Origin of the sequence: Ramlibacter lithotrophicus, assembly GCF_012184415.1 — a bacterium.
Classification (GTDB): domain Bacteria; phylum Pseudomonadota; class Gammaproteobacteria; order Burkholderiales; family Burkholderiaceae_C; genus Ramlibacter; species Ramlibacter lithotrophicus.
Map to the genome: position 1 here is coordinate 957279 of NZ_VTOX01000001.1, position 12944 is coordinate 970222.

General features: G+C 67.9%; 12 protein-coding genes. 4 read left to right on the forward strand and 8 right to left on the reverse strand.

The genetic code is table 11. The features are described from left to right. Positions 1-8: 8 nt before the first annotated feature. A complete protein-coding gene (gene clpB, locus RAMLITH_RS04535; RefSeq protein ID WP_168106103.1) occupies positions 9-2627 on the reverse strand; it encodes an ATP-dependent chaperone ClpB in 2619 nt (872 codons plus the stop codon). A gap of 99 nt (positions 2628-2726) precedes the next feature. Here clpB and RAMLITH_RS04540 point away from each other — a divergent pair, with 99 nt between their 5' ends. Next, positions 2727-3305 carry a hypothetical protein gene (locus RAMLITH_RS04540; protein WP_168106104.1) on the forward strand — a complete coding sequence of 193 codons (579 nt, stop codon included), beginning with the start codon at positions 2727-2729 and terminating at the stop codon, positions 3303-3305. A 22-nt stretch (positions 3306-3327) separates the two neighbouring features. Here RAMLITH_RS04540 and moaE read toward each other — a convergent pair whose 3' ends face one another. The 7 genes from moaE to RAMLITH_RS04575 form a co-directional block, all read right to left on the reverse strand. After that, complete coding sequence (gene moaE / locus RAMLITH_RS04545) at positions 3328-3801, reverse strand: molybdopterin synthase catalytic subunit MoaE (RefSeq protein ID WP_168106105.1); 474 nt, start codon at positions 3799-3801, stop codon at positions 3328-3330. 3 nt (positions 3802-3804) lie between these two features. Next, positions 3805-4059: a molybdopterin converting factor subunit 1 gene (gene moaD / locus RAMLITH_RS04550; RefSeq protein WP_168106106.1), complete on the reverse strand. Its 255-nt coding sequence runs from the start codon at positions 4057-4059 to the stop codon at positions 3805-3807. Next, a complete protein-coding gene (locus RAMLITH_RS04555; RefSeq protein ID WP_168106107.1) occupies positions 4056-5279 on the reverse strand; it encodes a molybdopterin molybdotransferase MoeA in 1224 nt (407 codons plus the stop codon). The genes moaD and RAMLITH_RS04555 overlap by 4 nt, the downstream gene beginning before the upstream one ends. After that, positions 5276-5809, reverse strand: a complete 534-nt coding sequence (mobB, locus tag RAMLITH_RS04560) for a molybdopterin-guanine dinucleotide biosynthesis protein B (RefSeq protein ID WP_168106108.1) — start codon at positions 5807-5809, stop codon at positions 5276-5278. The genes RAMLITH_RS04555 and mobB overlap by 4 nt, the downstream gene beginning before the upstream one ends. Beyond that, entirely contained in the window at positions 5806-7230 is a 1425-nt protein-coding gene (gene thrC, locus RAMLITH_RS04565) for a threonine synthase (RefSeq protein WP_168106109.1), read from the reverse strand. The genes mobB and thrC overlap by 4 nt, the downstream gene beginning before the upstream one ends. Before the next feature lie 176 nt (positions 7231-7406). Beyond that, positions 7407-8762: a homoserine dehydrogenase gene (locus tag RAMLITH_RS04570; RefSeq protein ID WP_168106110.1), complete on the reverse strand. Its 1356-nt coding sequence runs from the start codon at positions 8760-8762 to the stop codon at positions 7407-7409. After that, positions 8759-9985, reverse strand: a complete 1227-nt coding sequence (locus tag RAMLITH_RS04575; protein ID WP_168106111.1) for a pyridoxal phosphate-dependent aminotransferase — start codon at positions 9983-9985, stop codon at positions 8759-8761. Before RAMLITH_RS04575 ends, RAMLITH_RS04570 begins: the two co-directional genes overlap by 4 nt. Positions 9986-10085: 100 nt before the next feature. Between RAMLITH_RS04575 and RAMLITH_RS04580 the strand changes: the two genes are divergently transcribed. The 3 genes from RAMLITH_RS04580 to RAMLITH_RS04590 all read left to right on the forward strand — a co-directional run bounded on the left by RAMLITH_RS04580 (position 10086) and on the right by RAMLITH_RS04590 (position 12921). Next, positions 10086-10463 (forward strand): Mth938-like domain-containing protein, encoded by a 378-nt coding sequence (locus tag RAMLITH_RS04580; protein WP_168106112.1) that lies wholly within the window; start codon positions 10086-10088, stop codon positions 10461-10463. Between the two features lie 108 nt (positions 10464-10571). Next, positions 10572-11048, forward strand: a complete 477-nt coding sequence (locus RAMLITH_RS04585; protein ID WP_168106113.1) for a peroxiredoxin — start codon at positions 10572-10574, stop codon at positions 11046-11048. Positions 11049-11220: 172 nt separating this feature from the next. Further along, positions 11221-12921, forward strand: coding sequence for a PhoH family protein (locus RAMLITH_RS04590; protein ID WP_168106114.1), 1701 nt, complete (start codon positions 11221-11223; stop codon positions 12919-12921). Positions 12922-12944 lie beyond the last annotated feature (23 nt).

Below are 12944 nucleotides of genomic sequence, written 5' to 3' on the forward strand. Positions count from 1 at the left end.
CCGTCTCCTCAGGCGGCGGCCTCGGCCAGCGGCTGGGCGTTGCCGAAATGGAAGACGCCGGGCTCGCGCACCGGGTCGACTTCGACCGGGATCCGGCTCTTCGGCGGGAAGCGCCCTTCGAGGATCAGCCGCGACAGCGGATTCTCGATGCGCTGCTGGATCGCCCGCTTGAGGGGCCGCGCCCCGAACACCGGATCGAAGCCGACCTTCGCCAGTTCCTCCAGCGCCGCCGGCGAGACCTCCAGCTTGAGGTCCATCTTCGCCAGCCGCTGCTCCAGCACCCGCAGCTGGATCTGTGCAATCCGCGCGATGTGCTCGGCGCCGAGGCCATGGAAGACCACCGTCTCGTCGATGCGGTTGAGGAACTCCGGCCGGAAGTGGTTCTTCAGCTCGTCCCACACCGCGTCCTTCACGTCCTCGTACGGCCGGCCCACCATGTTCTGGATCATGTGCGAGCCGATGTTGCTCGTCATCACGATCACCGTGTTCTTGAAGTCGACGGTGCGGCCCTGGCCGTCGGTCAGCCGTCCGTCGTCGAGCACCTGCAGCAGAACGTTGAAGACGTCGTGGTGCGCCTTCTCGACCTCGTCGAGCAGGATGACGCTGTACGGCTTGCGCCGCACGGCCTCGGTGAGGTAGCCGCCCTCCTCGTAGCCGACGTAGCCCGGCGGCGCGCCAATCAGCCGCGCCACCGAATGCTTCTCCATGAACTCGCTCATGTCGACGCGGATCAGGTGCTCCTCGCTGTCGAACAGGAAGTTCGCCAGCGCCTTGCACAGCTCGGTCTTGCCCACCCCGGTGGGGCCGAGGAACAGGAAGGAGCCGGTCGGGCGGTTCGGGTCCGCCAGGCCCGAGCGTGACCGGCGGATGGCATTGGCCACCGCGCTGATCGCCTCGTCCTGGCCGACCACGCGCTCATGCAGCCTGTCTTCCATCAGCAGCAGCTTCTCGCGCTCGCCCTGCATCAGCTTGGACACCGGGATGCCCGTGGCCCGCGCCACGACCTCGGCAATCTCCTCGGCGCCCACCTGAGTGCGCAGCAGCTGCGGCTTGCCGCTCTTGCCCTTGGCCGTCTCGGCTGCCTGCGCTTCCTTCAGCTGCTTTTCCAGTGTGGGCAGCTTGCCGTACTGCAGCTCAGCGACCTTGTTGAAGTCGCCCTTGCGCGTGAAATCGTCGATCTCGCGCCGCAGCTTGTCGATTTCCTCCTTGACCTGCGCGGAGCCCTGCGCGGTCGCCTTTTCGGACTTCCAGATCTCCTCGAGGTCGGCGATTTCCTTGCCCAGCCGCGCAACCTCCTCCTCGATCAGGGCGAAGCGCTTGCGCGAAGCCTCGTCCTTTTCCTTGCGCACGGCTTCCCGCTCGATCTGCAGCTGCACCAGGCGCCGGTCGAGACGGTCGATCGCCTCCGGCTTGGAGTCGATCTCGATCTTGATCTTGGAGGCCGCCTCGTCGATCAGGTCGATCGCCTTGTCCGGCAGGAAGCGGTCGGTGATGTAGCGGTGCGAGAGTTCGGCCGCGGCGACGATGGCCGGGTCGGTGATCTCGACGCCGTGATGCACCTCGTACTTCTCCTGCAGGCCGCGCAGGATGGCGATGGTGGCCTCCACCGTCGGCTCGCCGACCAGGATCTTCTGGAAGCGACGTTCCAGCGCGGCGTCCTTCTCGATGTACTTGCGGTACTCGTCGAGCGTGGTCGCGCCCACGCAATGCAGTTCGCCGCGCGCGAGCGCCGGCTTGAGCATGTTGCCGGCATCCATCGCGCCCTCGGCCTTGCCGGCGCCCACCATGGTGTGGAGCTCGTCGATGAAGACGATCGTCTGGCCCTGGTCCTTGGCCAGCTCGTTGAGCACGTTCTTGAGCCGCTCCTCGAATTCGCCGCGGTACTTGGCGCCGGCCAGCAGCGCCGCCATGTCGAGCGACAGCACGCGCTTGCCCTTCAGCGTCTCCGGCACTTCGCCGGCGATGATCCGCTGGGCCAGGCCTTCCACGATCGCGGTCTTGCCGACCCCGGGCTCGCCGATCAGCACCGGGTTGTTCTTGGTGCGGCGCTGCAGCACCTGGATCGCGCGGCGGATTTCCTCGTCGCGGCCGATCACGGGATCGAGCTTGCCCTGGCGAGCCCGCTCGGTCAGGTCCAGCGTGTATTTCTTCAGGGCTTCGCGCTGGCCTTCGGCCTCGGGCGTGTTCACGTTCTGGCCGCCGCGCACCGCGTCGACGGCGGCCTCGAGCGACTTGCGGGTGAGCCCGTTTTCGCGCGCGATCCGGCCGATGTCCTGCTTGGTTTCGGCAAGCGCCAGCAGGAACATCTCGCCGGCGATGAACTGGTCGCCACGCTTGAGCGCCTCCTTTTCGGCGCCCTGCAGCAGCGTCACGAGATCGCGGCCGACCTGCACCTGTTCCTGGCCCTGCACCTGCGGCAGCCGGTGCATGGCACCCTCCGCGCCCGCCAGCAGCCCGGGCACGTTCACGCCCGCGCGCTGCAGCAGCGCCGTCGGACCGTCCTCCTGGCGCAGCATCGCGACGAGCAGGTGCGCGGGCTCGATGTAGGCATGGTCGTTGGCGAGGGCCAGGCTCTGGCCCTCGGCCAGGGCCTCCTGGAATTTCGTCGTGAGTTTGTCCAGTCGCATGGGGAACCTCCGGTCACCTCCCCAGCTTAGGCTTGCCCACAGCTTTTCAAGGGCCAAAGGCCGGGCAGCAAAAGCCGGCCCAGCAACTAAAATTGCGCCATGCAGATCCACCAGCTGTCCGTCACGTACCTGGCCGAGCAGGACCGCATCCTGGTGCGGATCAAGACGGCGGGCGCCGAGGAGATCCGCATGTGGCTCACACGGCGCCTGATGCTGGGGCTGTGGCCGCTGCTGAGCAAACTGCTCACCAGCCACCTGCTCAAGCTGGAGGCCGCGGGCCGGTCCCTCGACAGCGCGGACGACAGCCTGAAGAAGATGCTGGCGGACTTTCGCAAGGAAGAGTTCCTGCGCCAGGCCGATTTCGACACGCCGTACCAGGAGGGCGATGCCGGTACGCCGCTGGGCGCGGAGCCGCTCCTGATCACCGACGTCGACGCCACCCCGCTGGCCGACGGCCGCTTGCGGCTGAGCTTCAACGAGCGGCTGCCGAACGTGGACGAGCCGCGCAGCTTCCAGATCGACCTGCAGCCGCCGCTGATGCAGGGCCTCATGCACCTGCTGGAGCAGTCGCTGGCCCGCGCCCAGTGGGCGGAGCCGTTCGGCTCGCACGTGCCGAGCGAGGCGAGCGGCGTGATGGACGACCACCAGACCCTGCGCCGGCCGCGCTACCTCAACTGAGCGCGCGGGGGCCAATCCTGCCTCAGGTGTTGCTGCCCTCGATGCCCCAGCGCGCGAGCGCCGTGTCGTCGCTCGCGCGGGCGTCGACCCAGCGGGCGCCTTTCGGCGTCTGCTCCTTCTTCCAGAACGGCGCCTGCGTCTTCAGATAGTCGATCAGGAATTCGCAGGCCTGGAAGCTCTCGCCACGGTGCGCGGACGTCACGGCGACGAGCACGATCTGGTCCAGCGGCTGCAGCAGACCGACGCGGTGGATGACGCGCGCCGCGTGGATGTCGAAGCGGCGATGCGCCTCGTCGATCATGGCCTCGATCGCCTTCTCGGTCATGCCCGGGTAGTGCTCGAGCTCCAGCGAACTCACGTCGTCGCCGTCGTTGCGGTCGCGCACGGTGCCGACGAACGCGCAGACGGCACCGACGCGGCGGTCGCCCGCGCGCAGCGCGGCGACCTCCTGCGCGACGTCGAAGTCGGCTGCCTGGATGCTCACGCGCGGCGCCACGGCTCAGCCCCCGGTCACGGGCGGAAAGAAAGCCACTTCGCAGCCGTCGCGCAGTGCCTGCGACTCTTCGCTCATCACCTGGTCCAGCGCCACCCGCACCGCCTTGCCGCGCGCCAGGCTCTGGCCATGGGCGCCGCCACGGGCGATCAGTTCGTCGCGCAGCGCCGCGAGCGTTTCCGCGGTCGTGGTCACGTCCTCGCTGCCCTGCCCCACCGCCTCGCGGATCGAGGCGAAATAGCGCACCCGGACCGTCTTCATCCGAGCAGCTCCGCCAGCGGCAGGAAGCGCACCGGATCGCCCTTGGCGATGGTGGCGCCAGCCGGGTTGTCGACCAGCCCGTCGGCCCACACCGCGGACGTCAGCACCCCCGAGCTCTGGTTCGCGAACAGCTCCACGGCCCCGGCCGCGTTGCGGCGCACCCGCAGGAACTCGCGGCGCTTGTCGGCCCGGGGCCAGTCGAACGCGGCGGGCACGGTCATCGCGCGCACGCCCGCTTCAGCCGCGCCCTGCAGCTTGAGCAGGAAAGGACGCACCAGCAGCAGGAAGGTGACGAAGCTCGAGACCGGATTGCCGGGCAGCCCCATGAAATGCGCCGAACGCACCCGGCCGTGGGCAAACGGCTTGCCCGGCTTGATCGCGATCTGCCACAGGTCGAGCGTGCCGAGCGACTGCACGGCCGGCTTCACGTGGTCCTCTTCCCCGACCGACACGCCGCCGCTGGTGAGGATCAGGTCGTGCTCGCCGGCCGCCAGGTCGAGGGCGCGCACGGTCGCCTCGCGCGCGTCGGGGACGATGCCGAAGTCGCTGACCTCGCAGCCGAGGCGGCGCAGCAGCGCCTGCAGGAAGAACCGGTTGGAGTTGTAGATGGCCCCCGGGCGCATCTGCTGCGGCGGCACGTCGCCCGGCATCACCAGTTCGTCGCCGGTGGAGAAGAGCGCCACCCGTGGCCGCCGCGCCACCGTCAGGCGATCCATGCCGATGCTCGCGGCCAGGCCCAGCGCTGCCGGATCGAGCCGGTGCCCGCGCGCGAGCACGACGGCGCCGCGCGTCACGTCCTCGCCGCTGCGGCGGATCCACTGGCCCGCCACCGGCGCGCGCAGGATCCGCACCGCGTCCTGGCCGGCGGCCTCGGCGTCCTCCTGCATCACGATCGCATCGGCGCCCTCGGGCACGGGTGCGCCGGTGAAGATGCGGGCCACGCTGCCGGGCGCCAGTGGCGCCGGCGCGCTGCCGGCGGGAATGCGCTGGGTCACCGGGAGCGTGACGCCTTCATCGGCAATCTCCCTGGCCCGCACGGCATAGCCGTCCATCGAGCTGTTGTCATGCGGCGGCACCTGCAGCTGCGACACCAGGTCCTGCGCCAGCACCCGCCCGTCGGCATCGAACGTGCGGACCTGCTCCATGCCGGCCAGCGGCTGCGCCTGCGCCAGCAGCTCGGCCAGGGCGTCATCGAGCGGACGCAGCGGCGCGCGGGTCATGAATACCTTTCGGGGTCGTAGTCGAAGCGGTCCTGATTGTCGACCAGCCACTGCGCCACGGCATCCGCGTCGTTCAAATCCAGCACCGGCCGCAGGGTACCTTGCGGCAGTTGCTCGGGCGAGTCGGTCGCGACGGCGACGATGAACGGATCCTCCGGGTACAGCGCCGGCTTGCCCGACGCCGCGCGCCAGACCTCGACCTTGAGCAGGTCGCTGTCCTTGAAGCCCTCCACCAGCACCCAGTCGGCGCCGGGGTACAACTCGGCCAGCGCCTGGTGCGCCGTCAGCTGCGCCTCGCGCTCGAATTCACGGACCAGGGCCAGCCGCCGGCTGGAGGCCACGACGACCTCGAACGCGCCGGCCTGGCGATGCCGCCAGCTGTCCTTGCCGGGATGGTCGATGTCGAACTCGTGGTGGGCGTGCTTGATCACCGACACCCGCAGCCCGAGCAGCTTGAGCGCGGGAATCAGGCGTTCGACCAGCGTCGTCTTGCCCGACCCGGAAAAGCCGGCGAAGGCGACGACCTTCATGGCTCGCAGTGCGAGGCGATGAAGTCCTTGACCGCCCGTGCCGACGCCGGCAGCAACGTGACGCGCCGCGGCAGGCCCTCGATGCCCTCGAAGCGCGCCGGCCGGTCGGGCTCGCGGCCCAGGGCCTCCACGATCGTCGCCGCGAACTTGATGGGCAATGCGGTTTCCAGCACGATCATCGTCTCGCCCGCACGCCGCCGCTCGCGCGCGACCTTCAGGCCGTCGGCGGTGTGGGTGTCGATCATCACGCCGAAGCGCTGCCAGGTGTCGCGGATGGTGGCCAGGCGGTCGGCATGCGTGCTGCGGCCGCTCGTGAAGCCGAAGCGCTCCCGTGCCTGCCGGAAGGCCGGATCCGCGCCGAGGTCGAACCGTCCCGTCCGCGCGAGCTGATCGCCGAACAACCCGCGCACCCTGGCGGCATCGCGTCCGAGCAGGTCGAACACGAAGCGCTCGAAGTTGCTGGCCTTGCTGATGTCCATCGACGGGCTGGAAGTCTCGTGCGTGTCGGCGCTGGCGCGGACACGGTACACGCCGGTTCGGAAGAATTCGTCGAGGACGTCGTTCTCGTTGGTCGCCAGCACCAGCTGGTCGACCGGCAAGCCCATCATCCGCGCGACGTGGCCGGCGCAGATGTTGCCGAAGTTGCCCGAAGGCACCGCGAAGCTCACCTTCGCGCCGGCGGGGGCGGACCGCGTCGCCTGGAAATAGCCGGCGAAGTAGTACACCACCTGCGCCAGCAGCCTGGCCCAGTTGATCGAGTTCACCGTGCCGATGCGGTACCGGCGCTTGAACTCGAGGTCGTTGGAGACTGCCTTCACGATGTCCTGGCAGTCGTCGAACACGCCTTCGATGGCCAGGTTGTGGATGTTGGCGTCCTGCAGGCTGAACATCTGCGCCTGCTGGAAGGGACTCATGCGGCCGTTCGGCGAGGTCATGAAGACGCGCACGCCCTGCTTGCCGCGCATCGCGTATTCGGCGGCGCTGCCGGTGTCGCCGGAAGTGGCGCCCAGGATGTTGAGCTCCTCGCCGCGGCGCGCCAGCTCGTACTCGAACAGGTTGCCCAGCAACTGCATCGCCATGTCCTTGAAGGCGAGCGTCGGGCCATTGGAGAGCGCCTCCAGGTAGACGCCTTCTTCCAGGGGCTTCAGCGGCACGATCGCCGCGGTGCCGAACACGCTTTCCGTGTAGGTCTTGCGGCACAGGGCCCGCAGGTCGCCTGCCGGAATGTCGTCGATGTAGAGCGACAGGATCTCGAAAGCGAGGTCGGCGTACGGCAGGTCGCGCCAGCGCACCAGGGTGGCGGCGTCGACCTGCGGATAGCGCTCCGGCAGGTACAGGCCGCCGTCGGGGGCCAGCCCTTCGAGCAGGATCTCGCAGAAGTGCTTGCGGTCCGGGTGGCCGCGCGTGGAGATGTACAGCATGGGAGTGGACCGGCTCATTGGCCGCACGGCCGTCCGAAGGTCAATGACGGCCCCCTCGGGGCTGAAGACTGCGGCTCCATGCGTGCCTGCGCACGCATGGACAGTCTGAAGAGGCACTGCGTCGCGCAGTGCCGCGGCCTGCAAGGTGCGGGAGCGAAGCGACCGTGGGGGTTCATTTACGCCAGCTCTTCCTTGCGGATGCGCACGATCGGCGCCAGCACTGTCGGCAGGCCCTGCATCTGGGCCAGCACCTCGTTCATGGTGCCTTCGCGCACGGTGTGGGTGAGGATGATCAGGTCGGTCTGCGGCACGCCGCGCTCGCCGTCGGTTTCGGCGCCGGCGCCGGCCGGGCGCTGCAGCATCGCGTCGATGCTGATGCCCGCCGCGGCCAGCAGGCCCGTGACCTTCGCCAGCACGCCCGCCTGGTCGGCCACCCGCAGCCGCAGGTAGTAGCTGGTGACCACCTCGCTCATGGGCAGCACCGGCGCATCGCTCATCTGGTCCGGCTGGAAAGCCAGGTGCGGCACGCGATGCGCCGCGTCGGCGGTATGCAGGCGCGTGATGTCCACCAGGTCCGCGATCACCGCGCTGGCCGTGGGCTCGCTGCCGGCGCCCTTGCCGTAATAGAGCGTGGTGCCCACCGCATCGCCCTGCACCATCACCGCGTTCATGGCGCCTTCCACGTTGGCGATCAGCCGCCTGGCCGGCACCAGCGACGGGTGCACGCGCAGCTCGATGCCCTTGAGGGCGCCGGTGGCGGGATCGAAGCTGCGCTTGGTGATGCCCAGCAGCTTGATCCGGTAGCCGAGCTGCTCCGCATAGCGGATGTCCTGCGCGCCCAGCTTCGTGATGCCTTCGACGTACGCCTTGTCGAACTGCACCGGAATGCCGAACGCGATCGCGGACATGATGGTGGCCTTGTGGGCCGCGTCGACGCCTTCGATGTCGAACGTCGGGTCGGCCTCGGCGTAGCCCAGCCGCTGCGCGTCCTTCAGCGCCACGTCGAAGTCCAGCCCCTTGTCCCGCATCTCGGACAGGATGAAGTTGGTGGTGCCGTTGATGATGCCGGCGATCCACTCGATGCTGTTGGCCGTGAGGCCCTCGCGCAGCGCCTTGATGATCGGGATGCCGCCGGCGACGGCCGCCTCGAAGTTCACCATCACGCCGCGGCGGTGCGCGGCCTCGAAGATCTCGGTGCCGTGCACGGCCAGCAGCGCCTTGTTGGCGGTGACGACGTGCTTCCCGGCGGCGATCGCCTCCATGACCAGGTCGCGTGCGATCCGGTAGCCGCCGATCAGCTCGATGACGATGTCGATGTCGGGGTTGGCGATCACGGCACGGGCGTCGTTGACCACCTGGACGCCCTCACCGACAACGGCCTGGGCGCGAGCGGTGTCGAGGTCCGCGACCATGGTGATCTCGATGCCGCGGCCGGCACGGCGGCGGATCTCTTCCTGGTTGCGCTGCAGGACGTGGAATACGCCGCTGCCGACGGTGCCGATGCCCAGCAGGCCTGCTTGGATGGGTTTCATGTGGAATGGCGCTTGCGATAACTTTCGAGGAACCGGGCGATCCGGCCGATGGCCTCGCGCAGGTCGTCCTCGTGCGGCAGGAACACGATGCGGAAATGGTCGGGCGTCGGCCAGTTGAACCCGGTGCCCTGCACCAGCATGACGCGGGTGTCCTGCAGCAGTTCGAGGAAGAACTGGCGGTCGTCGGCGATGGGATAGATCTTGGGGTCCAGCCGGGGGAACATGTACAGGGCGGCGCTGGGCCTGACGCAGGACACGCCCGGGATCGCGGTGATGAGGTCGTACGCCAGGTCGCGCTGGCGGCGCAGCCGGCCGCCCTCGCCCACCAGCTCGTTGATGCTCTGGTAGCCGCCGAGCGCGGTCTGGATCGCCCACTGCCCGGGCACGTTGGCGCACAGCCGCATGTTCGAGAGCATGTTGAGCCCCTCGATGTAGTCGGCGGCGGCCCGCTTGTCGCCCGAAACGACCATCCAGCCGGCGCGATAGCCGCACGAGCGGTAGCTCTTGGACAGCGAGTTGAACGTGAGGGTCAGCACGTCCTCGGACAGGCTGGCGATCGCCGTGTGGCGTGCGCCGTCGTAAAGCACCTTGTCGTAGACCTCGTCGGCGAGGAGCACCAGCCCGTGGTCGCGCGCGATCCGCACGATCCCGCGCAGGAGCTCGTCGGAATAGAGCGCCCCGGTGGGATTGTTCGGGTTGATCACGACGATGCCCTTGGTCGCGGACGTGATCTTGCGCCGGATGTCGTCGAGGTCGGGCATCCAGCCGTTGGCCTCGTCGCAGCGGTAATGCACCGGCGTGCCGCCCGACAGCGTCGCCGCCGCGGTCCACAGCGGGTAGTCGGGCATCGGCAACAGCAGTTCGTCCCCATTGTCCAGGAGCGCGTTGGTGGCCATCGCGATCAGCTCGCTGGCGCCGTTGCCCAGGTACACGTCGTCGAGGACCACGCCCTTGACGCCCTGCTGCTGCGAGTAGTGCATCACCGCCTTGCGCGCCGCGAAGATGCCCTTGCTGTCGGAGTAGCCTGCGGAGTTGGGCAGGTTGCGCGCCATGTCCTGCTGGATCTCCTCGGGCGCGTCGAAGCCGAACACGGCGAGGTTGCCGATGTTGAGCTTGATGACCTTGTGGCCCTCCTCCTCCATTTGCCGCGCCGCGTCCATGATCGGTCCGCGGATGTCGTACAGGACATTCGCGAGCTTGGCTGACTTCTGGATGGTTCTCAAAGCCCCTCCGGACCGTGGTTGCGCGGGTGAAAACCTATAATTTGACCACAGTTCGGCTGCGCCACCCGGAGCGCGGCAGGCAATCCCGGGGCCCCGATCCATGAAGCTGCAACCCGATCGCTCCGACGCCCAGACCATCAGCGGCTACGGCCCCGGCTGGGTCGGCGTGGGCAGCGAAAAGATCACGCACAACGTCATCATCTGCTCGCGCGGCGACCGCGTCGCGTGGGCCCGGGGCGGGTTCGACGATCTCGACGCGGCGCATTTCGAACAGCTCGCGCATCTCGAGGCCGAAGTGGTGATCTTCGGCAGCGGCTCGCGCATCCGGTTTCCGCGCGCCGCGTGGCTGCAGCCCCTGATGGCCCGGCGCATCGGTCTCGAGACGATGGACACGGCCGCGGCCTGCCGCACTTACAACATCCTGGCCCAGGAAGGGCGCGACGTCGCAGTGGCCCTCCTCCTGGAAGACCCTGCCTGAGCGGGCCCGCCGACAGAGGCGATTCGGGGTAAAATCACGGGTTGCAACGGGCCGAGCGCGGCGCCCGCAGTCGCATGCGACCAATCCTGCTACACGAGAAACAATCCCATGGCGATCGTTGTCAACAAACCAATCCCCGAATTTGAAGCAAACGCCACGGGCGGCATCAAGGTGACGAACACGTCGCACAACGGGCAGATCCTGGTGCTGTATTTCTACCCGAAGGACAACACCCCCGGTTGCACCACGGAAGCCATGCAGTTTCGCGACAAGTTCAAGGATTTCGTGAAGGCCGGCGCCACGGTGTTCGGCGTTTCGCGCGACAACATGAAGTCGCACGACGAATTCAAGGCCAAGCTGGAACTGCCGTTCGAACTGATCGCCGACACCGAAGAGAAGATGTGCCACATGTTCGGCGTGGTGAAGAACAAGATCATGTACGGCAAGAAGGTGAAGGGCATCGAGCGCAGCACCTTCCTGATCGGCGCCGACGGCGTCCTGAAGCAGGAGTGGCGCGGCCTGAAGGTGCCCGGCCACGTCGACGACGTGCTGAAGGCCGTGAAGCTGCTGAAGAAAGCCGCCTGACGTATTGTCACAACATGCAAGCCCTCTGGTTGCCGGCCATTGGGAGTTGTGCATAATGAATTCATGCCGTTGAACTGGACGCACAGCGTCTGTACAGCTGAGTCTGAAAAAGCCGCCCGGCGACCCCGGCGGCTTTTTTGCTTGTCGACCTCATCCGGGAACCTGCCGTTCTATGCCACTGCCCCCCGCTCCCACGAAGCGCGCCGCCCTGCTCCCACCGGAAGCGTACGACGCCCCGGCCCGGTCCTCGCACAAGGCTGCTCGAAAACTGGAGGCGGCACAGCAATCCAGCCCCATCCCTGAGAAGCCGCAGGCGGTCGACTTCGATCCGCGCCTGGGCGGCGGCGAGCCCCATCTCGAAGCCTATCGCGACAGCGTGGAGAGCTATCTCGAACGCGTGGCCGCGCCCACGCCGAAGAAGAAGGAAAAGGCCGGGGTCGAGCCGCAGCCGGCGGCCCGTGCGCCGCGCAAGGCCAAGGCGACCGGTCCCGCCAAGCTGTTCGTGCTGGACACCAACGTGCTGATGCACGATCCGATGAGCCTGTTCCGGTTCGACGAGCACGACATCTTCCTGCCGATGATCGTGCTGGAGGAACTGGACGGCCACAAGAAGGGCACGACCGAGGTCGCCCGCAACGCGCGCCAAGCAAGCCGCACGCTGGACGCCCTGGCCGGTGCGCAGGGCGCTGACATCAGCAAGGGCCTGAAGCTCAGCGCGACCGGCCACACCGAGTCCGGCGGGTGCCTGTTCTTCCAGACGCAGACACTGCAGAACCACTTGCCGGCGAGCCTGCCGCAGGGCAAGGCCGACAACCAGATCCTCGGCGTCGTCCAGGCGCTGCGCGAGCAGCACGCGCCGCGCGAGGTGGTGCTGGTGTCCAAGGACATCAACATGCGGGTCAAGGCGCGCGCCCTCGGGCTGGCGACCGACGACTATCGCAACGACAAGACGCTCGACGACCTGGAACTGCTCTATTCCGGCTCGCTGGCGCTGCCGCCGGACTTCTGGGCCAAGCACGGCAAGACGGTGGAGAGCTGGCAGAGCGGCCAGCACACGTTCTACCGCATCAGCGGGCCCATCGTGCCGAGCCTGTTGATCAACCAGTTCGTCTACTTCGAGTCGCCCGGCGAACCCAGCCTGTATGCCCGGGTGACGGAGATCCGCGGCAAGACGGCGGTGCTCAAGACCTTGAAGGACTACGGCCACCTGAAGAACTCGGTCTGGGGCGTCACCACCCGCAATCGCGAGCAGAACTTCGCGATGAACCTGCTGATGGACCCGGAGGTCGACTTCGTCACGCTGACCGGCACCGCCGGCACCGGCAAGACGCTGATGGCGCTGGCGTCCGGGCTGACCCAGGTGCTGGACGACCGCCGCTACACCGAGATCATCATGACCCGCGCCACGGTGAGCGTCGGCGAGGACATCGGCTTCCTGCCGGGCACCGAGGAAGAGAAGATGGGTCCCTGGATGGGCGCGCTCGACGACAACCTCGAAGTGCTCGGGAAGACCGACACCAGCGCCGGCGAGTGGGGCCGCGCCGCGACCAACGAGCTGATCCGCAGCCGCATCAAGATCAAGAGCATGAACTTCATGCGCGGCCGCACGTTCCTGAACAAGTACGTGATCATCGACGAGGCCCAGAACCTCACGCCCAAGCAGATGAAGACGCTGATCACCCGCGCCGGCCCCGGCACCAAGATGATCTGCATGGGCAACCTGGCCCAGATCGACACGCCGTACCTCACCGAAGGCTCGTCGGGCCTGACGTTCGCGGTCGACAAGTTCAAGGGCTGGCCGCACAGCGGCCACATCACGCTGGCGCGCGGCGAACGGTCGCGGCTGGCGGACTTCGCGAGCGAAGTGCTCTGACGAACGCAGGCGCGCCGCGGCGG